This window comes from Pseudomonas sp. SK2 (assembly GCF_016772395.1).
GTDB classification, from domain to species: domain Bacteria; phylum Pseudomonadota; class Gammaproteobacteria; order Pseudomonadales; family Pseudomonadaceae; genus Aquipseudomonas; species Aquipseudomonas taiwanensis.
In genome coordinates this window covers 988,625-1,008,012 of the sequence record NZ_CP061944.1, presented here as the reverse complement: position 1 = coordinate 1,008,012, position 19,388 = coordinate 988,625, and the positions used below count along the sequence as shown (strand labels likewise).

At 60.5% G+C, this 19,388-nt stretch carries 22 protein-coding genes and 1 other RNA gene; 9 read left to right on the top strand and 14 right to left on the bottom strand.

Features of this window, described 5'->3' with window-relative positions; all coding sequences use genetic code 11:
• Positions 1-262: 262 nt before the first annotated feature.
• Positions 263-636: RNase P RNA component class A (gene rnpB / locus IF103_RS04450), an RNA gene on the bottom strand.
• Positions 637-703: 67 nt separating this feature from the next.
• Positions 704-1,498, bottom strand: a complete 795-nt coding sequence (rsmI, locus tag IF103_RS04445; protein ID WP_238546554.1) for a 16S rRNA (cytidine(1402)-2'-O)-methyltransferase — start codon at positions 1,496-1,498, stop codon at positions 704-706.
• A 268-nt stretch (positions 1,499-1,766) separates the two neighbouring features.
• Here rsmI and IF103_RS04440 point away from each other — a divergent pair, with 268 nt between their 5' ends.
• The 5 genes from IF103_RS04440 (at position 1,767) to IF103_RS04420 (ending at position 5,551) form a co-directional block, all read left to right on the top strand.
• Positions 1,767-3,584 (top strand): penicillin-binding protein activator, encoded by a 1,818-nt coding sequence (locus IF103_RS04440; RefSeq protein WP_023378822.1) that lies wholly within the window; start codon positions 1,767-1,769, stop codon positions 3,582-3,584.
• Positions 3,584-3,955: a YraN family protein gene (locus IF103_RS04435; RefSeq protein ID WP_023378821.1), complete on the top strand. Its 372-nt coding sequence runs from the start codon at positions 3,584-3,586 to the stop codon at positions 3,953-3,955. The genes IF103_RS04440 and IF103_RS04435 overlap by 1 nt, the downstream gene beginning before the upstream one ends.
• An 86-nt stretch (positions 3,956-4,041) precedes the next feature.
• Entirely contained in the window at positions 4,042-4,635 is a 594-nt protein-coding gene (locus tag IF103_RS04430) for a phosphoheptose isomerase (RefSeq protein WP_012274070.1), read from the top strand.
• Positions 4,632-5,210 (top strand): BON domain-containing protein, encoded by a 579-nt coding sequence (locus IF103_RS04425; protein WP_023378820.1) that lies wholly within the window; start codon positions 4,632-4,634, stop codon positions 5,208-5,210. The genes IF103_RS04430 and IF103_RS04425 overlap by 4 nt, the downstream gene beginning before the upstream one ends.
• Positions 5,211-5,332: 122 nt before the next feature.
• Positions 5,333-5,551, top strand: a complete 219-nt coding sequence (locus tag IF103_RS04420; RefSeq protein WP_023378819.1) for a YgdI/YgdR family lipoprotein — start codon at positions 5,333-5,335, stop codon at positions 5,549-5,551.
• A gap of 53 nt (positions 5,552-5,604) precedes the next feature.
• Here IF103_RS04420 and IF103_RS04415 read toward each other — a convergent pair whose 3' ends face one another.
• The 7 genes from IF103_RS04415 to rplM all read right to left on the bottom strand — a co-directional run bounded on the left by IF103_RS04415 (position 5,605) and on the right by rplM (position 10,477).
• Positions 5,605-6,039, bottom strand: coding sequence for a ClpXP protease specificity-enhancing factor (locus IF103_RS04415; protein ID WP_023378817.1), 435 nt, complete (start codon positions 6,037-6,039; stop codon positions 5,605-5,607).
• Between the two features lie 10 nt (positions 6,040-6,049).
• Positions 6,050-6,673, bottom strand: coding sequence for a glutathione S-transferase N-terminal domain-containing protein (locus IF103_RS04410; protein WP_202675894.1), 624 nt, complete (start codon positions 6,671-6,673; stop codon positions 6,050-6,052).
• Positions 6,674-6,793: 120 nt separating this feature from the next.
• On the bottom strand, positions 6,794-7,573 hold the full coding sequence (locus IF103_RS04405; RefSeq protein WP_023378814.1) for a cytochrome c1: 780 nt from the start codon (positions 7,571-7,573) through the stop codon (positions 6,794-6,796).
• Positions 7,573-8,784, bottom strand: a complete 1,212-nt coding sequence (locus IF103_RS04400) for a cytochrome b (RefSeq protein ID WP_023378812.1) — start codon at positions 8,782-8,784, stop codon at positions 7,573-7,575. Before IF103_RS04400 ends, IF103_RS04405 begins: the two co-directional genes overlap by 1 nt.
• A complete protein-coding gene (gene petA / locus IF103_RS04395; protein ID WP_023378811.1) occupies positions 8,784-9,377 on the bottom strand; it encodes a ubiquinol-cytochrome c reductase iron-sulfur subunit in 594 nt (197 codons plus the stop codon). Before petA ends, IF103_RS04400 begins: the two co-directional genes overlap by 1 nt.
• A 263-nt stretch (positions 9,378-9,640) precedes the next feature.
• Complete coding sequence (rpsI, locus tag IF103_RS04390; protein WP_003260797.1) at positions 9,641-10,033, bottom strand: 30S ribosomal protein S9; 393 nt, start codon at positions 10,031-10,033, stop codon at positions 9,641-9,643.
• A gap of 15 nt (positions 10,034-10,048) precedes the next feature.
• Positions 10,049-10,477 carry a 50S ribosomal protein L13 gene (gene rplM, locus IF103_RS04385; protein ID WP_023378810.1) on the bottom strand — a complete coding sequence of 143 codons (429 nt, stop codon included), beginning with the start codon at positions 10,475-10,477 and terminating at the stop codon, positions 10,049-10,051.
• A gap of 257 nt (positions 10,478-10,734) precedes the next feature.
• Between rplM and IF103_RS04380 the strand changes: the two genes are divergently transcribed.
• Together IF103_RS04380 and IF103_RS04375 are read left to right on the top strand one after the other, a co-directional pair.
• A complete protein-coding gene (locus IF103_RS04380; protein WP_027908078.1) occupies positions 10,735-11,775 on the top strand; it encodes an NADP(H)-dependent aldo-keto reductase in 1,041 nt (346 codons plus the stop codon).
• A gap of 281 nt (positions 11,776-12,056) precedes the next feature.
• Positions 12,057-12,953, top strand: a complete 897-nt coding sequence (locus tag IF103_RS04375; RefSeq protein WP_167332805.1) for a GlxA family transcriptional regulator — start codon at positions 12,057-12,059, stop codon at positions 12,951-12,953.
• Positions 12,954-12,991: 38 nt separating this feature from the next.
• On the opposite strand, the gene zapE is transcribed toward IF103_RS04375, so the two are convergent.
• The 3 genes from zapE to IF103_RS04360 form a co-directional block, all read right to left on the bottom strand.
• Positions 12,992-14,086: a cell division protein ZapE gene (zapE, locus tag IF103_RS04370; protein WP_023378807.1), complete on the bottom strand. Its 1,095-nt coding sequence runs from the start codon at positions 14,084-14,086 to the stop codon at positions 12,992-12,994.
• Positions 14,087-14,268: 182 nt separating this feature from the next.
• On the bottom strand, positions 14,269-15,612 hold the full coding sequence (locus IF103_RS04365) for a tryptophan--tRNA ligase (protein WP_023378806.1): 1,344 nt from the start codon (positions 15,610-15,612) through the stop codon (positions 14,269-14,271).
• Positions 15,613-15,637: 25 nt separating this feature from the next.
• The gene (locus IF103_RS04360; protein WP_023378805.1) at positions 15,638-16,273 is read right to left on the bottom strand and encodes an alpha/beta hydrolase; all 636 of its coding nucleotides are present in this window, start codon (positions 16,271-16,273) and stop codon (positions 15,638-15,640) included.
• A gap of 135 nt (positions 16,274-16,408) precedes the next feature.
• Between IF103_RS04360 and IF103_RS04355 the strand changes: the two genes are divergently transcribed.
• Positions 16,409-16,846, top strand: coding sequence for a Z-ring associated ZapG family protein (locus IF103_RS04355; RefSeq protein WP_023378804.1), 438 nt, complete (start codon positions 16,409-16,411; stop codon positions 16,844-16,846).
• Between the two features lie 70 nt (positions 16,847-16,916).
• On the opposite strand, the gene IF103_RS04350 is transcribed toward IF103_RS04355, so the two are convergent.
• Both IF103_RS04350 and IF103_RS04345 read right to left on the bottom strand, forming a co-directional pair.
• Positions 16,917-17,300 carry a tail fiber domain-containing protein gene (locus IF103_RS04350; protein ID WP_023378803.1) on the bottom strand — a complete coding sequence of 128 codons (384 nt, stop codon included), beginning with the start codon at positions 17,298-17,300 and terminating at the stop codon, positions 16,917-16,919.
• Between the two features lie 150 nt (positions 17,301-17,450).
• The gene (locus tag IF103_RS04345) at positions 17,451-18,647 is read right to left on the bottom strand and encodes a methionine gamma-lyase (RefSeq protein ID WP_023378802.1); all 1,197 of its coding nucleotides are present in this window, start codon (positions 18,645-18,647) and stop codon (positions 17,451-17,453) included.
• Between the two features lie 127 nt (positions 18,648-18,774).
• Here IF103_RS04345 and IF103_RS04340 point away from each other — a divergent pair, with 127 nt between their 5' ends.
• Positions 18,775-19,254, top strand: coding sequence for an Lrp/AsnC family transcriptional regulator (locus tag IF103_RS04340; RefSeq protein WP_023378801.1), 480 nt, complete (start codon positions 18,775-18,777; stop codon positions 19,252-19,254).
• The last annotated feature ends 134 nt before the right edge of the window (positions 19,255-19,388 follow it).

Below are 19,388 nucleotides of genomic sequence, written 5' to 3'. Positions count from 1 at the left end.
ACTTCATCCCACTTTCTGCCACTTGCGCACACTATAGGAATCCGCCCGCTGCACCGTCAAGGCACGTTCATAAGGAAAACCCTTACAGGACCGAGATTTAGCGCAACAAGGGAAGAAGGAAGCACTGCCGGAAAGAAAAAAAGACGGGGAAAATCAAACGCTCCCAGACGGATAGAGTTTGAAGTTAAAGTGATTTATTAAGAGTAAGAATTTTTCGGTATTACCAAGAGGGATCTGCTATCGATTCAAGCAGGAGAGGAAGGTGGAGAGTCGATCTGTAAGCCGGGTTTTGTCGAGGACAGTCATTCCTCTACGACGGCCATCACTGGACGCCTCTAGCAACCTACCCGGTTCCGACGCGGGCCACGCCTAATGGAACCCTATTTGGTCTTGCTCCGAGTGGGGTTTACCTAGCCACGGACTGTTGCCAGCCGTGCGGTGCGCTCTTACCGCACCTTTTCACCCTTACCGGCACCGAAGTGCTTAGGCGGTTGTTTTCTGTGGCACTTTCCGTAGGCTCGCGCCTCCCAGGCGTTACCTGGCACCCTGCCCTATGGAGCCCGGACTTTCCTCCCCCTGCCGTCACGCAACAAAAGTTGCGGAACAAAAGCAGGCAGCGACTGTCCGATCGACTCTCCGCCGCCAAGGTTAACGGTAGGCGCGCCCAAGAACAAGCCATACCGCAAAGAATAGCATAAGGCCACTACTGGGCTTTCTGCTTTTCCAGTGCGGCCTGATACAACAGATTCTTGCGCACACCGGTGATTTCCGCAGCCAATGCCGCCGCGCGCTTGAGCGGCAATTCCGCCAGCAACAGATCCAGCACCCGCTGGGCCTCGGCACTGATGGCCTGGTCGCCCTCCGGCGCACTCCAGCCGCCCACCAACACCACGCACTCACCGCGCTGCTGGTTGGCATCGCTGGCGACAAAAGCTCTCAGCTCACCCAAGGGCAAGCCCTTGAGCGTCTCGAAGGTCTTGGTCAGTTCACGTGCAAGCAGTGCCGGTCGCTCGGCCCCGAACACAGCCACCATGTCTTCCAGGCACTCGAGGATACGGTGAGGCGCCTCGTAGAAGATCAACGTACGAGGCTCTTCCTTTACCTGCTCGAGCCGGGCACGGCGACCGGCAGCCTTCGCAGGCAGGAAGCCTTCGAAGATGAACCGGTCGGACGGCAGGCCCGCTGCCGACAGTGCGGCGATCAACGCGCACGCACCTGGCACCGGGACCACATTGACGCCTGCCGCTCGCGCCTGACGCACCAAGTGGTAGCCAGGATCGGAAATCAGCGGCGTACCAGCATCGGAGACCAACGCCACATCGTCGCCGGCCAACAGCTTGCCCAGGAACCGACCGCCTTCGTCGCGTTCATTGTGTTCATGGCAGGCAGCCAGCGGCGTATCGATGCCAAAGTGCTGCAGCAAGCGGATCGAGTGCCGGGTGTCCTCGGCCGCTATCAGGGCGACATTGGCCAGTACCTTCAGCGCCCTGGCGCTCATGTCGTCAAGGTTGCCAATGGGCGTTGCCACGACGTACAGCGTACCCACGGTGGTTTTGGAAGCCCCTGCCACATCAGTCACTGCGCACACCTGTCTTTCGGATCAAAGGCGCCATTGTAGCCCGAGCGCTTGTTACAGAGCGCAAAGAACTTCGCATACGACCAATGGTGAGCCACCTATAGTGAAGGTTCCGCATCGGCGACATCGCGCCCCGGCCAGCGCTTGGGTACAATTGCCGGCCAACTTGATCGAGTAACAGGACCTTTACATGATCGCTTGCCTGCGGCTGCTCACAGCCCTCTGCCTCGCTACCTTGCTGGCAGCCTGCGCCAGCTCGCCCTCATCCAGCCTGGGCGAACTGCCACGCACCCCGGACGCCAGCATCGAGCAACTGCTCGAAAAAGCCTCCACCAGCAAATCTGCGGAAGATGCCGCACTGCTGCGCCTGAGCGCCGCCGACCTGGCCTACAAGCAGAAGGACTTCCCGCGCGCCGCGCGCATTCTCGAACAAGTACCACTGGACACGCTCAAGCCTGCGCAGCAGGTGTTCGCCAGCACCCTCGCCGCAGAACTGGCGATGAGCCGCAAGCAGCCCAAGGCGGCGCTGGCCGCCTTGTCGCACCCGAGCCTGCAACGCGTTGCCGAGCTGCCGGAAGAACAACAGGCCCGCACCTACAATGTGCATGCCGCCGCCCTCGAAGCCGACGGCCAGGCGCTTGCCGCAGCCCAGCAGCGCGTTCTGCTGGCACCCCTGCTCAGTGGCCAGGCCGCCAGCAGCAACAACGATTCGATCTGGGCGCTGGTGGCATCACTGCCGGCCGAACAGCTGCAGCAGCCAGCAGGCAACGAAACCCTGGGCGGCTGGACCAGCCTGGCCCTTGCAGTGAAGAGCGCCGGCACCCTTGAGCAGCAGCAAGCGGCCATCGAAACCTGGCGCAAGCAGCACCCTGACCACCCTGCAGCACAGCAACTGCCGCTGGCGCTGACCAAGCTCAAGGAACTGGCCAGCCAGCCACTGACCAAGATCGCCCTGCTGCTGCCTCAGGAGGGCCCACTGGCCGGTGTCGCCCGCGCCCTGCGTGATGGCTTCATGGCTGCGCACTTCCAGGCCCAGCAGGCCGGCCAGCCGGCGCCCGCCGTTCAGGTCTTCGATAGCTCGCGCATCACCTCCCTCGACGACTTCTACCGCCAGGCGCAGGCCGCAGGCGTACAGCTGGTGGTCGGCCCACTGGAAAAACCACTGGTGAAAAAGCTCGCGGCCTACCCGCAACTGCCAATCACCACCCTGGCGCTGAACTACGCGGACGCCGGGCAAGCCACCCCACCGCAACTGTTCCAGTTCGGCCTGGCCGCCGAGGACGAAGCTCGCGAAGTGTCTCGCCGCGCCCGTGCCGACGGCATGGTCCGGGCCGTTGCCCTGGTGCCGAGCGGCGAATGGGGTGACCGCGTGCTTGCCGCCTTCCGCAAGGACTGGGAGAGCAACGGCGGCACCCTGCTGGCCGCCGAGCGCATCGCCCAGCCAGTAGCCCTGGCCCAGCAAATCGCCGACCTGTTCCAACTTCGCCAGAGCGAAGGTCGCGCCCAGAGCTTGCAAAGCACGGTAGGTGGCAACATTGCCGCACAGCCTTCGCGTCGCCAGGACATCGACTTCATCTTCCTCGCCTCGACCCCGCAACAGGCGCAACAGATCAAGCCGACGCTGAACTTCCAGTACGCGGGCGACGTACCGGTATACGCCACCTCGAACCTCTACAGCGCCAGCGGTGACGTCAACCAGTACAACGACATGAACGGCATTCGCTTCTGCGAAACCCCGTGGCTGCTCGACACCACCAACAATTTGCGTCAACAAGTGGTCCAACAGTGGCCGCAAGCCGCCGGCAGCCTTGGCCGCCTGTACGCCATGGGCGTTGACGCCTACAGCCTGGCGCCTCGCCTGGGCCAACTCAAGGCACTGCCGGATAACCGCGTGCAAGGCCTCTCCGGAAGCCTGACCATGAACGCCAACCAGCGCGTGGAGCGTCAGCTGCCGTGGGCCGAGTTCTCGGGCGGCCAGATCAAGCGCCTGCCGGACACTGCGCGCTGATGCCGGACGCATCGCCGACCCGTGCCGGCCAAACCGCAGAAAACCAAGCCCTTGAATACCTTCAGGGGCAAGGCCTGCAACTGCTGGCTCGCAATTGGCGATGTAAAGGCGGCGAGCTTGATCTGGTCATGCTCGACGCCGATACAGTAGTATTCGTCGAAGTCCGCTACCGCTTGCATGCGGATTTCGGTGGCGCCCTCGGCAGTATCGACGGGCGCAAGCAGAAAAGACTGGCGCTTGCCGCCAGCCTGTTCTTGCAGAAGGAGTCCCGTTGGGCCAACCAACCCTGCCGCTTCGACGTTGTCGCCCTGCAGGGCAGCCAGCATGCAGGCCGACCGCTTCAATGGCTGAAAAACGCCTTCGAATGCTGAACCCACTTCATTTTTTTTGCTCTATGTTTCGCGGGCTGGTCTCTGTTGCGCGCCGCGCCGGCCACCGCCCCACTTAAGGTCACCCGATGGACATGCAATCCCGAATTCGCCGGCTGTTCCAGGCCAGCATCGACACCAAGCAACAGGCAATGGACATCCTGGCACCGCACATCGAGCAGGCCAGTCTGGTCATGGTCAACGCACTGCTCAACGAGGGCAAGATGCTCGCCTGTGGCAACGGCGGCTCGGCCGGCGATGCCCAGCATTTTTCATCGGAGCTGCTCAACCGCTTCGAACGCGAGCGCCCGAGTCTGCCGGCCATTGCCCTGACCACCGATAGCTCGACCCTGACCTCGATTGCCAACGACTACAGCTACAACGAGGTCTTTTCCAAGCAGATCCGCGCCCTGGGCCAACCGGGCGACGTTCTGCTGGCCATTTCCACCAGCGGCAATTCGGCGAACGTCATTCAGGCCATCCAGGCCGCACATGATCGTGAAATGATTGTCGTAGCATTGACCGGTCGTGACGGCGGCGGCATGGCTTCACTGCTGCTGCCCGAGGACGTCGAGATTCGCGTGCCCTCGACGGTCACTGCACGCATCCAGGAAGTCCACCTGCTGGCGATCCATTGCCTGTGCGATCTGATCGACAGCCAACTGTTCGGGAGTGAAGAATGATCCCCAAGCGCCTCGGCCTGATGGCCCTGACCCTGTGCCTGAGCGTCACCGGCTGCAGCTCGGTACTGACCTCGACCCGCAACTCGCCGATCGAGGATGATCGCGGCACTCGCACCATCGGTAGCAAGATCGACGATTCGCTGATCGAAACCAAGGCTGCGGTAAACATCGCCAAGGCCAGCCCGGACCTGGACAAAGGTTCGCACATTGTCGTCAGCAGCTATAACGGCATCGTGCTGCTTGCCGGCCAGACACCTCGCGCCGACCTCAAGAGCCTGGCGGAACAGACCGCCAGCCAGGTCCAGCGGGTCAAGAAAGTACACAACGAGCTGCAAGTGATGCAGCCCTCCTCCATCCTTGCGCGCAACAACGACGCCTGGCTGACCACCAAGATCAAGACCCAGATGCTGGCTGACGCCAACGTACCCAGCTCGCGCATCAAGGTGATCACCGAAAACGGTATCGTCTATCTGCTCGGCCTGGTCACCCAAGGCGAGGCCAACGCAGCCACCGCCGTGGTACAGGGCGTGTCGGGCGTGCAGAAAATCGTCAAGCTGTACGAGTACATCGACTGATTCCTTGATTGCCCGCACCGGAATGATCGCCGGCGACCGGCTCCTGCAGGTGGAAACGACCTGTACGGAGCCGGCATGGGCCTCCCTCCGCACCACCCCTACAGAAACCCAGGAAACACCGCATGAAAAAGCTTCTGCTGCCCGCCCTGCTGATCGGCGCCTTCGCCACCCTGGCCGGCTGCTCCACTCCAAGCCTGATCACCCTCAACGACGGCCGCGAGTTCCAGACCGTCGATGAGCCGCAGTTCGACCAGGACGCTGGCTTCTACGAATTCCAGCAGCTCGACGGCAAACGCACCCGCGTCAACAAGGACCAGGTGCGCAGCATCAGCGACCTGTAAGTCCTGGCCCGCAGCCATAAAAAAGGCGATCCCGCATGGATCGCCTTTTTTGTTTACTTGACCACCTTCAGGCTTGGCCGCCCACTCGGACGCGGCGGCTGGCCACCTCCCTCAGGCGGGCCATCGTCATCCGGCTCGACACCTTCATCTTCGATGTCGTCGTCGCCATCCATCAGTGGAGGCTCCAGCTCGAAGACCATACCCTGGCCGTTTTCGCGGGCATAGATACCGAGGATCGCGCCAACTGGCACGAACAGCGAATGCGCCACACCGCCGAACCGGCCTTCGAAGCTCACCGCTTCGTTGTCCATGTGCAGGCTGCGTACCGCGCTGGGGGAAATATTCAGGACGATCTGACCGTCACTGGCGAAGCCTTGCGGCACCTGGACCGCCGGATATTCGGCATTGACCAGCATATGAGGGGTGCAATCGTTGTCGACGATCCACTCGTACAGCGCTCGAACCAGATAGGGGCGACTGGAGTTCATCAACGGCTCCTTAAAGCTTGCGCATTTCACGTTCAACGGAGGACAGGCTTGCCAGGAATGGCTCACGGGCAAACTGTCGCTCCATGTAATCCAGCAGCGGCTTGGCCTGCCGCGGCAATTCGATACCCAATACCGGCAAACGCCAGAGTATGGGCAGTAGACAACAGTCGACCAGGCTTTGCTCCTCGCTCATGAAGCAAGCGAACTCGGCAAACAGCGGCGACACGCCGGTCAAGCTCTCGCGCAACACCTTGCGCGCCTCTGCACGCGCGGCATCGGCGCTGCGCGCATCGAGGATGGTATCGGCCAGCGCACACCAGTCGCGCTGGATACGATGTATCAGCAGACGGCTGTTGCCACGTGCCACCGGGTATACCGGCATCAGCGGCGGATGCGGGTACCGCTCCTCAAGGTACTCCATCACCACGGTCGATTCATACAACGCCAGGTCACGGTCGACCAGGGTCGGCACGCTCCCATAGGGGTTCACTTCAACCAGCTTGGGTGGCAGACGACCGCGATCCACATCGATGATCTGCACGCTGACGCCTTTCTCCGCGAGCACCAGGCGCACGCGATGGGAATAGTGATCAGCGGGGTCGGAATAGCAGGCTAACCTGTTGGTTGCGCCCATGTAGCGCCTCCTCGCATGGGGATGCTTATGAAACTGCAAATGCAAACGCGCCCTGGAGGCCCCTCCGCGTCAGCGGTGGAGCGCCCAGGGCGCGTTCAACTACCAGAAACTACTGCGTGATCAGTGCACGTCCTTCCAGTATTCGCGCTTGAGCAAATAGGCGAATACGAAGAAGAAAGCCAGGTACAGCAACACATAAGTACCGATACGCTGGCTTTCCAGTTTGACCGGGTTGGCCGAATAGGCCAGGAAGGTCACCAGGTTCTTGACCTTCTCGTCGAACTGCTCGGTGGTCAGGGTACCGGAATTCGGCGTAATGGTCAGCTGGTCACAAGCCTCATGGGTCAGCGGACTACCTGTCAATGGGTCGAATTGCTTCTTGCCGTCGACCACGGTCTGCACCTGCTTGCAGCCGATGACCTGGTTACCCTGCAGTCCCACCAGCACGTTGGGCATGCCGACGTTCGGGAACACCTTGTTGTTGACACCATAAGGACGCGACTTGTCTTCATAGAAGCTGCGCAGGTAGGTGTACAACCAGTCGGTACCGCGCACCCGGGCAACCAGCGTCAGGTCAGGTGGCGCCGCGCCGAACCAGGTCTTGGCATCACTTGGCTGCATGCCGATCTTCATGTGGTCGCCGATCTTGGCACCGGTGAACACCAGTTTCTCGAGCATCAGCTCGTGTGGAATGCCCAAGTCATCGGCCACACGCTCATAGCGTTGGAACTTCGCACTGTGACAGCCCATGCAATAGTTGGCGAAGGTACGAGCACCATCCTGCATGGCCGCTTTGTCGGCGAGGTCGATATCGACCTTGTCCAACGTCAGGCCAGTTTCGGCAGCGTAGGAAAAGGCAGGCATCACTGCCAGCAAAAATACTGCAATCAACTTTTTCATCAGCCAGTCACCCTTTCCGGAACCGGTTTGGTCTTCTCAAGCCTTGTGTAGAACGGCATCAGCAGGAAGTAGGCGAAGTACAACACCGTGCACACCTGCGACAGCAAGGTGCGCCCTGGTGTCGGCGCCAGAACGCCCAGCACACCGAGGATCACGAAGGCCACGCAGAACACCAGCAGGAAGATCTTGCTCAACCAGCCTTTGTAGCGCATCGAGCGCACAGGACTGCGGTCAAGCCAGGGCAACACGAACAGCACGGCAATGGCCGCCCCCATGGCGATCACCCCGAACAGCTTGTCAGGAACCGCCCGAAGGATTGCGTAGAACGGCGTGAAGTACCACACCGGGGCGATATGCTCTGGCGTCTTGAAGGCATTTGCCTGCTCGAAGTTCGGTTTTTCCAGGAAATAGCCACCCATTTCCGGGAAGAAGAACACCACGGCACAGAATACGAAGAGGAAGACCACCACGCCGACGATATCCTTGACGGTGTAGTACGGGTGGAACGGAATGCCGTCCAGCGGTATGCCGTTTTCGTCCTTCTTCTTCTTGATATCGACGCCATCGGGGTTGTTCGAACCTACTTCGTGCAACGCGAGGATGTGCAGCACGACCAGGCCCAGGATGACGATCGGCAAGGCCACGACATGCAGGGCGAAGAAGCGGTTCAAGGTGATGCCGGAGATCAGGTAGTCACCACGAATCCACTGAGTGAGGTCATCGCCGATCACCGGAATGGCACCGAACAGCGAAATGATCACCTGGGCGCCCCAATAGGACATTTGCCCCCAAGGCAGCAGATAGCCCATGAAGGCCTCGGCCATCAGCGCCAGGTAGATCAGCATGCCGAACAACCACACCAGCTCACGGGGCTTCTGGTAGGAGCCGTAGAGCAATCCGCGGAACATGTGCAGGTAGACCACGATGAAGAATGCCGACGCCCCCGTGGAGTGCAGGTAACGCAGGATCCAGCCGTATTCCACGTCACGCATGATGTATTCGACCGAGGCAAAGGCCTCTTCCGCCGACGGCGTGAAGCTCATGGTCAGCCACACACCCGTGACGATCTGGTTGACCAATACCAACAGGGCCAGGGAGCCGAAGAAGTACAGGAAGTTGAAGTTCTTGGGCGCGTAATACTTGCTCAGGTGGTCTTCCCACATCTTGGTAGCGGGGAAGCGAGCATCAATCCAGTCCATGAACTTGCTCATCATGCGTTCTCCTGATCGACGCCGATGACAATGATGTCGTCCGACTCGTAAGAGTGAGGCGGCACTGGCAGGTTGAGAGGTGCAGGCTGGGCCTTGTAAACCCGCCCGGCCAGATCGTAGTGGGAGCCATGGCAAGGGCAGAAGTAGCCACCCACCCATTTAGGACCAAGGTCGGCCGGCGCCACTTCCGGACGGAACGTCGGGGAACACCCAAGGTGGGTGCACAGACCGACGAGAATGAGGATCTCCGGCTTGATCGAACGCACTTGGGGATCGACATAGGCCGGCTGCACCGATGCCTTCGATTCAGGGTCGGACAGCTCACCGGCGATCTTCTTGAGATTCCCGAGGATCTCTTCCGTTCGCCTGACGATGAATACAGGCTGGCCGCGCCACTCGGCCACCATCTGCTGCCCGGGTTCGACCTTGGCGATGTTGACCTTCACCGGTGCACCTGCGGCCTTCGCCTTGGCACTGGGAAACCATGACCCTACGAACGGTACCGCAGCCCCCACTGCCCCCGCCGCCCCGACCACGGATGTCGCGGCTACGAGGAAGCGGCGCCGGCCTGCGTTGACGCCGTCATTGCTCATTCAGTCCTCTCCCATCAGCTTGCTTGGCCTGTTGAATCAGGCCTGTACTTAGGTAATGTCTGTGGCACTAAAAATTGGCCGCCATGGTAAGAAACAAAACCACACACTGACAAGGTGATTACCCCTGCAACGGGCTACAACCCTCGCTTTGCTTGATCTGCGTCTATGCGGCCAGTTGTCACCGACATGCTGACAGGTTAGTTCAAGACATAAAAAAAGCCCGGTTCCAAAGGAACCGGGCTTCTTTGACTGCCGAAGCGGTATTAACGCTTGGAGTACTGAGGACGCTTACGCGCTTTACGCAGACCCACTTTCTTACGCTCAACTTCACGAGCGTCGCGGGTGACGTAGCCAGCACGACGCAGAGCGCCACGCAGGGTTTCGTCGTATTCCATCAGAGCGCGGGTGATACCGTGACGGATCGCACCGGCTTGACCGCTGACACCACCACCGGAAACGGTGACATAGATGTCGAACTTCTCAACGGTCTCGGTCAGCTCCAGCGGCTGGCGAACAACCATGCGAGCGGTTTCGCGACCGAAGAACACGTCCAGAGAACGGTTGTTGATGGAGATGTTGCCAGTGCCCGGACGCAGGAAAACGCGAGCGGTTGCGGTCTTGCGACGGCCAGTGCCGTAATTTTGAGTCGCCGACATAATGAACTTTTCCCGTTAGATCTTCAGTTCTTGAGGCTGCTGAGCAGTGTGTGGGTGAGTTGCACCCGCGTACACTTTCAGCTTGCGGTACATGTCGCGACCCAGCGGGTTCTTAGGCAGCATGCCTTTGACCGCGGTTTCGATAACACGCTCAGGGGCTTTGTCGATCAGCTTCTCGAAGCTGATTTCCTTGATGCCGCCTGGGAAACCGGAGTGGGAGTAGTACATTTTGTCGGAAGACTTGGCACCAGTCACACGAACCTGCTCGGCGTTGATAACGACGATGTAGTCGCCGGTGTCAACGTGAGGGGTGTATTCTGGTTTGTGCTTGCCACGCAGACGGCTAGCGATTTCGGTAGCCAGACGACCCAGGGTCTGGCCAGCGGCGTCGACTACGAACCACTCGCGCTTTACTGTTTCCGGTTTAGCAGTAAAAGTTTTCATTCTCTAAAGCCTCAGAGGCCGCCCAGCGAAAAATAGACGGCGAATCTTACTGGATAGTGCACAACTTGCCAAGGGCAAGCGCGCAGCCGAACGCTGACGCTTTTGGGGGCTCGGGTCGGGCACGCCAATGTTCGACGGGGTTCTTCCTGCATGGTGGTGCATCACTTCCGCCACACGGAGAGGGGCCGAATTATCCAGATTGCGCCAGAAAATTCAACCTGCTTTTATGGGCATCTTTGCCAAGGAGAGTCTTTCCGATGGAATACCGCAAGCTCGGCCGTACCGACCTCCACGTCAGCGCCCTGTGCCTGGGCACCATGACCTGGGGCGAGCAGAACACCCAGGAAGAGGCCTTCGAACAGATTGCCCTGGCCAAGCAGGCCGGGATCAACTTCATCGACACCGCCGAAATGTACCCGGTGCCACCCCGCCCCGAGACCTATGCCGCCACCGAGCGGATCATCGGAAAGTGGTTCAGCGAGCACGGTGATCGTGACGACTGGATCCTCGCCAGCAAGGTCGCGGGCCCTGGCAACGGTATCAGCCATATCCGCGACGGCCAGCTCAAGCACAACCGCCAGCACATCGTCGCGGCGCTGGACGAAAGCCTCAAGCGCCTGCAGACCGACCGCATCGACCTGTACCAACTGCACTGGCCCGAACGCAGCACCAACTTCTTCGGCAAACTGGGCTACCAACACCTGCCGCAGGACCACTTCACCCCGCTGGAGGAAACCCTCGAAGTGCTCGATGAGCAGGTTCGCGCCGGCAAGATCCGCCATGTAGGTCTGTCCAACGAAACGCCGTGGGGCACCATGAAGTTCCTGCAACTGGCCGAGGCCCGTGGCTGGCCGCGCGCGGTGTCGATCCAGAACCCGTACAACCTGCTCAACCGCAGCTTCGAGGTGGGCCTGGCGGAAGTGGCGATTCGCGAACAATGCGGCCTGCTGGCCTACTCGCCACTGGCGTTCGGCATGCTCTCGGGCAAATACGAGAATGGCGCCTGCCCTGCAAAGGCACGCTTGACCCTGTTCAGCCGCTTCGCCCGCTACTCCAACCCACAGACAGTCGCAGCCTGCAGCCGCTACGTGCAACTGGCCCGCGATCATGGCCTGGACCCGGCGCAAATGGCCTTGGCGTTCGTGACTCGGCAACCGTTCGTGACCAGCAATATCATCGGAGCGACCGACCTGGATCAGCTCAAGAGCAACCTCAATAGCCTGGCACTGAACCTCAGCGATGAGCTGCTGGCGGGGATTGAGGCGATTCATCAGCAGCAGCCCAATCCGGCGCCTTGACCCGAACCACAATCGCCTGCTTCGCGGGTGAGCCCGCTCCCGTAGGGCTACGCGCAGCCCTCGTGGGCGTGGGTTTACCCGCGAAGCAGGTAGCGCGAATCTGCGGGGTAGACACAATCGCCAAAAAATAAGACGATCCAGCCGGTGATTGACCACTCTACCCTATAAGAACAATGACAATGATGTTTACCCAACCCTCCGCGTCGTTGCGGCGCGTCAGCATCCTGGCCATTGACAAGGTGTTCGCCTCGACCCTGATGCAGGCCAAGGATTTCTTCCACCTGGCCAGCCTGCGCTATAGCAAGCAACTGGGCCTGGGCTTGCAGCCCATGTTCGAAATCCACCTGGTCAGTCCCGACGGGCAGCCCGTGGACAGCTTCAGCGGCGTACAGTTGCCGGTCGACGGCGGCCTGGACGATGCCGATGTGATCATCCTCCCAGCCTTCTGGGACGACTTCGACAACCTGCTGCAGCGCTACCCTCAGGTGCTGCCGTGGCTACGCGAGCAACATGCCCGCGGCGCCGTACTGTGCGCCGAGGCAAGCGGGGTCTTCTGGCTGGCCGAGGCCGGGCTGCTCGACGGCAAGGAAGCGACTACCTACTGGCGCTTCTTCAACAGCTTCGCCGAGCGCTTCCCCAAGATCAGGCTGAACCAGGACAAGCACCTTACCGACGCCGACAATCTGTACTGTGCCGGCGGCACCACTTCGGCCTGTGATCTGTACATCTACCTGATCGAGCGCTTCTGCGGCGCCAACGTGGCTCGCGCCGTGGCACGCGACATCCTCTACGAGGTGCAGCGCAACTACACCCCTGGACGCATGGGCTTTGGTGGGCAGAAGCTGCACCAGGACCTGATCATCCTGCAGATCCAGCACTGGCTTGAAGAACACTTCGCCGACAAGTTCCGCTTCGAGGACGTGGCCCGCAACCACGGCATGAGCATTCGCAACTTCATGCGTCGCTTCCAGGGCGCGACTGGCGACAAACCATTGCACTACCTGCAACGGCTACGCATCGAGACGGCCAAGGGGTTGCTGTCGAGCACGCGCAAGAGCATCAAGACCATCAGCTACGAGGTTGGCTACGACGATGCCAGCTTCTTTGCCCGACTGTTCCGGCAGCACACTGAGCTGTCCCCGAACCAGTATCGGCAGCAGTTCATGCAAGAAGCTTGAGATGAGCGGGGCCGGCAAGCGGCCCCGAACTCCGAGGCTTATGGCTTGTGCGCGCGCGCCAGGAACTCGTGCGACTGCATCTCCAGCAGGCGGCTCAGGGTACGCTGGAATTCGAAGCTCAAGCGGCCACCGGTGTACAGGTCCTTCAGCTCCACCTCGGCCGAGATGATCAGCTTGACGTTACGGTCGTAGAACTCGTCCACCATGTTGATGAAACGACGGGCGATGTCATCGGTAGCCACACCCATCTGCTCCACGTTGCTCAGCAGCACGGCGTGGAAGATCTTGCCCAGCTCGATGTAGTCGTTCTGGCTGCGAGGCCCGTCGCACAGGGCGCGGAAGTCGAACCAGGCCACATCGTCGCAGGTGAGCAAGGCATTGATCGGACGATTCTCGATCATCAGCACGTCATTCTCGACCGCCTGGGTGCACTCAGGGGTCAGTGCCTTGAAGCTGGCGCGCAGGCTCTGGTGCGCCGCATCATCGAGCGGGTAGTGGTACAGCTCGGCCTGCTCAAGGTGACGCAGGCGGTAATCGACCCCGCTGTCGACGTTCACCACGTCGGTGTTCTGCTTGATCATCGCGATGGCCGGCAGGAAGCGCGCCCGCTGCAGGCCGTCCTTGTACAAGCCGTCCGGCACGATGTTGGAGGTCGCGACCAGGGAAACGCCATTCTTGAACAGTTCCTCCATCAGCGTGCCCAGGATCATGGCATCGGTGATGTCGGAAACGAAGAATTCGTCGAAGCAGATGACCTTGGCTTCCTGGGAGAAGCGCTTGGCGATGATGGTCAAGGGGTTCTTCTCGCCCTTGAGGGTCTTCATCTCTTCGTGCACACGCTTCATGAAGCGGTGGAAGTGAGTACGCATCTTCTCTTTGAATGGCAGCGCCTCGAAGAAGGTATCCACCAGGTAGGTCTTGCCTCGGCCCACACCGCCCCAGAAGTACAGGCCCTTGACCGGGGTCTGCTCCTTCTTGCCGAACAACTTGCCGAATACACCTGGCTTGCTGTTGTGCGCAGCGACCAGATCGTCGTATAGACGCTGCAAGTGACGCACAGCAGTCTCCTGCGCCGCGTCATGGAAGAAGTCGGGACGTTTCAGATCTGCTTGATATCGTTCTAGGGGCGTCATGATTCGTTAGCGAGGCAACAAAAAACGGGCCGTCACTGTAGCGACAGGCCCGCTTAATGGCAATCAGACTTGCGGCGAAATGCCTCAGGCGGTATGCATTCCTGAGGGCGAAGGCCTACCCGCAAAACAGACAACGCGGTGCCTGGCACCGGTTATGCCGGTGTTCGCGGATAAATCCGCTCCTACAGGGGCTGCAGCGCTACACGCAGGCTTTCGATAGCCGAATCGCGGGCTTCGGCGCTGTCGAACTGCGGCCCGTCGGCCACCTGCTCGCCGTTCAGCCACAGACTGAAGCCCAGGCCTTCGACTCGCACATCAGCCTCACCGCCCTGCTGCAGCTGCTTGCTTACCGCACCGGCGCTCTTGCCATCGGCGAAGCTGCGCGAGAGCAGCAATTGCTCGCCATCGGCGGCAAGCAGGCGGAAGCGGAAGCTGCCGTCTTCGTCACGGAAGCTGACGAAACGGGCGCTTTTGGCGGCTTTCTTCTTCACTTCGGCAGTTGCCTGGACGCTGCTGCGGAACGAGCGCAGGCCTACGGCCTCGCGCAGTTGTTCGAGGAACGGGGTGGCGATCTTGCGTGCCTTGGCGGCACCGGCCAAAAGAATGTCTTCCAGGTCCGACGGTCGCGAGATCAGTTGGTGGTAGTGCTCACGCTTCTCGGAAAGCTGGCTGTCGAGCAGCTGGAACAGACGCTGCTTGGCATCACCCCAGCCCAAGCCCTGCAGCAGTTCTTCACGGAATTCAGCGCACTGGGCTGGTGTGGAGAAGGCCTGGAACAGAGTGAACAGGTGCGAGTTGTCCGGGTCCTTGGCCTCGCCTGGGGCACGGGAGTCAGTGACGATGCGCGAAATTGCGTCCTTCATGTCCTTCGCGCTGGTGAACAGCGGAATGGTGTTGTCGTAGCTCTTGGACATCTTGCGACCGTCCAGCCCTGGCAGCGTCGCCACGCTTTCTTCGATCACAGCTTCTGGCAGGGCGAAGAAGTCCTTGCCCTGACCGAACAGGTGGTTGAAGCGCTGGCCGATATCACGGGCCATCTCCACGTGCTGGATCTGGTCACGGCCTACCGGCACCTTGTGCGCGTTGAACATCAGGATGTCCGCCGCCATCAGCACCGGGTAGCTGAACAGCCCCATGGTCACACCGGCATCCGGGTCTTCACCGGCTTCGACGTTCTTGTCCACCGAAGCCTTGTAGGCGTGGGCGCGGTTGAGCAGGCCCTTGGCGGCAACGCAGGTCAGCAGCCAGGTCAGCTCAGGAATCTCGGGAATATCTGACTGACGGTAGAAGGTCACCTTGTCCGGATCCAGGCCACCGGCCAGCCAGGTGGCAGCGATTTCCAGGCGCGAGCGCTGGATGCGCAGCGGATCGTCGCACTTGATCAGGGCGTGATAGTCGGCCAGGAAGTAGAACGAGTCGGCACCGGGCTGCTGGCTGGCGAGAATGGCCGGGCGGATAGCTCCGGCGTAGTTGCCCAGGTGCGGGGTGCCGGTGGTGGTGATACCGGTGAGAATGCGCGTGGTCATGGGTGTTCGCTTATTCAGGCTTGGCTCAGTTCGAAAGGCGCGGCAGCAGCAGATCCTTCAGATCGGTCAGCTTGCCATGGAAGAAGTGTCCGCATTCTGCCACTTTCAGCAGCTCATGGGGGCGCGACAGGCTGTCGGACCAGTCGTAAACCAGCTGCGGATCGACGACTTCGTCGCTCTCCGGCTGCACCACGGTGATCGGGCAATGCTGCGGCAGCGGGAAATCGGCCGTCAGACGCATCACCGCCGGGGCAATCATGAACAACTGCTGCAAGGCCACGCCAGAAGCCTCCAGCCGCCCGGCCAGGCTGGTAGCGACGAAACCACCGAAAGAGAAACCCATCAGCACCAAGGGCAGATCGGGGTGCTTTTCGCGCAGCCAGCCAGCAGCGGCCTCGGCATCCGCTACCTCGCCTGCGCCCATGTCATGGCTGCCGGCGCTCTGGCCCACACCACGGTAGTTGAAGCGCAGGGTCACGTAGCCTGCATCGCGGGCGGTACGCTGCAACGTCGAAACCACCTTGTTGAGCATGGTGCCGCCCTGAACCGGGTTGGGGTGGCAGATCAGCACCGCACCGCGGGCATCGGCCACGTCCAGGTACAAGGCTTCCAGCTGGCCAACGGGGCCATCGATGAACAAGGGGGTTTCGCGGACAAGCAAGGCACTACTCCGTGACCTCGGGAGGGGTCGATTCGTCTAGCTGAGGAATTCTGTTCTGATTTGCGATCGCTCGCGGTATACAGCGCAGGTCTGAGCCGTTAACGTAAAGCAAAGCCGTTTATAGAGGAAGGACTCGTGGAACACTCGCTCCTTGTTTGGTTGTTGCCGACCCTGGCCCTGGTCGTCGGCGTCGTGGTCGGTTTCGTCGTCGCGCGCCTGCTGCCCAATGCCGCGCCGAGCAGCACACAGCGCCAGCTGGACGATATCCAGCAACGCTTCGACACCTACCAGAACGAAGTGGTCACCCACTTCAACAGCACTGCCGTGCTGGTCAAAAAGCTGACCCAGAGCTACCAGGATGTCCAGGACCACCTGGCCGAAGGCGCCAATGCCCTGGCGCTGGACGAGGTTACCCGTCAGCGCCTGCTGGCCGCCCTGCACTCCGAGGCCGCCCAGGCCCCACGTGACCGCCTGACCCCGCCGAAGGACACCGCCGAAGTGCCTCGCGACTATGCGCCGAAGGCGCCGAACTCGCCAGGCATGCTGGACGAGAGCTACGGGCTCAAGCGTTAAGCGGGTGAAATGCAAAAAGGCCTCGGAAGAGGCCTTTCTTATTGCGTGAAGAACACGGCAACAACCCGCGTTACATCGTCTTGGCCTGAGCCTTCTCCAGTGTATCGATCCGCTGATTCAGTTCACGTATCGACTCAATCAGTGGTGCGACCAATTTTTGGTAGTCCACCGTCAGCTTTTCGTTCTTCTCATGAACCAGTTCCGGGTACACGGCCTGGACATCCTGCGCCATCAGCCCAATATCCTTGCGCCCCGTTTCTTTCCAGGTGAACTTCATACCTTGCAGTTTCAACAACTGCTGAGTGGAACCCGACAGCGCCTCTGGCGACGTCTTCAGGCTTTTATCGCTGAAAGGGCAGCATGGCTGGCCCACATCGCCTGCCAAAGCGACCCCACTGGCAGTAACCACCGCAAGCGCCAGGGCGGCGTGCGAAAGTACACTCTTGAATTTCATACTCATGCCTGTTCAGGTGAATGGACTAGGCACGGAACAGATTCCGTGCGAACACCCAAACTAAGTGACCACCTCAACAGGCTCTATCCGACGTTTCTTGATATCGCTGTCGAAAACCGGCATCGATAAGTAGGAAGTTTGCAGCCAACCTCATACACAGTGCTTGAGCGCCTGTTCGATATCGGCAAGCAAGTCCTCTACATCCTCCAACCCCACCGACAGCCTCACCAACCCTTCCGATATCCCGTGATGCGCCCGCTCCTTCGCCGTATAGCTGGAATGGGTCATGCTCGCTGGATGCTGCGCTAGCGACTCGGCATCCCCCAGGCTGACCGCACGTGCGAACAGCTGCAAGGCATTCATGAAGCGTCGGCCGGCCTCGATCCCGCCCTTGAGCTCAAAAGCGATCATCCCGCCCGGCATGCGCATTTGCCGCTGTGCCAGCGCGTACTGCCCGAATGACGACAGGCCCGGGTAATGGATCAGCTCGACCTGAGGCTGCTCCGCCAGGAACTCAGCCACCTGCTGTGCATTGGCGCAGTGGCGGTCCATGCGCAGGGCCAATGTCTTGATACCACGCATCAGCAGCGCGGCATCATGCGGCGACAGCACCGCGCCAGTCATGTCCTTGAGCCCTACCAGGCGAATCCGGTCGACCAGCGCCTTGCGCCCGACCACCAGCCCGGCGGTGATATCGCCATGGCCGCTGAGGTACTTGGTAGCCGAGTGCACGACCAGATCGGCACCCAGCTCCAACGGCCGCTGCAGATACGGCGTGCAATAGGTGTTGTCGACCACGATGTGCAGGTCATGCCCCTGCGCCGCTTCGGCCACGGCAGCGATATCGACCAACTGCATGTTCGGGTTGGCTGGGGTTTCGAAGTAGATCATTCGCGTCTTACTGGTGATCGCCGCCTTCAGCGCCTTGATGTCATTGAGGTCGACGTGACGGATCTTGACTCCGAACTCGCCAATCCCATGGTGCAGGTAGGCGAAGGTGCAGCCATATAGTGTGCGCCCCACGATCAGTTCATCCCCAGGGCGCAGCAACGTCCAGATCGTCGAAGTGATGGCCCCCATGCCCGAGGCCAGGGCCAAGCCTGCCTCGCCCCCTTCCAGCGAGGCCATGCGCTGTTCCAGCAAGGCCAGGGTCGGGTTGGAGATACGGCTGTAGAAGTGCCCGGGTTCTTCGCCTGCAAAACAGGCAGCACCGTATTCGACGGAAGGAAAAGCGTAGGTAGCGGTCTGGTAGACCGGCGGCACCAGGGCGCCGCCATGGCTGAGCGGGTCGTACCCGTGATGGATGGCCCGCGTGGAAAAACCGCTGTTGTTATGGGAGTCGCGCATGGCAACAACCTCTGGTGGTTTGTTATAAGCTTATGCCACCAAGCCGCCTGATTTTTTCCAAAATCTCCTACGCGAAATGGCTAGTTTTGGAACAAAAACAACACATGACAGATCAGGAGGGCAAAATATGCCTTCGACCCTCGACCGCACCGACCGCGCCCTGCTCGCAGCCTTGCAGGGCAACGCCCGCCTCACCGTCTCCGAGCTTGCCGACCAAGTCGCGTTAACCACCTCGCCCTGCTGGCGCCGGGTCAAGTTGCTGGAGGACAACGGCTACATCACCGGTTATCAGGCCATTCTTTCGCCCAAGGCGCTGGGGTTTGGTGTGACCGCGTTCGTCAGCATCATGATGGACTCGCACACCAAGGACATGGCGCTGGCGTTCGAAAAGCGGCTGATGGAAATTCCAGAGATCATTGCCTGCCACAATGTTTCCGGGCGGTATGACTTCTTGCTCGAGATTCTGGCGCGGGATCTGGAGTCGTTTGGGGAATTCACCCGTGAGGTGTTGCAGCGGTTGCCGGGGGTGAAGGAGATATATTCGAGCTTTTCGTATAAGGCGGTTAAGGAAAAGCGCGTGATTCCTGTATCGGAAAAGCATATCTGAGACAGATCTGCCACGATCGACACCTGAAGGAGCGGTATTGCATCGCGGAAACAAGTTGAGGTTCTTTCTGGGGAGGACGGCCTGACTTGAGCTTTGAGGTGGTGCGCAAATCGAGCGCCGCACCTCTCACGCCA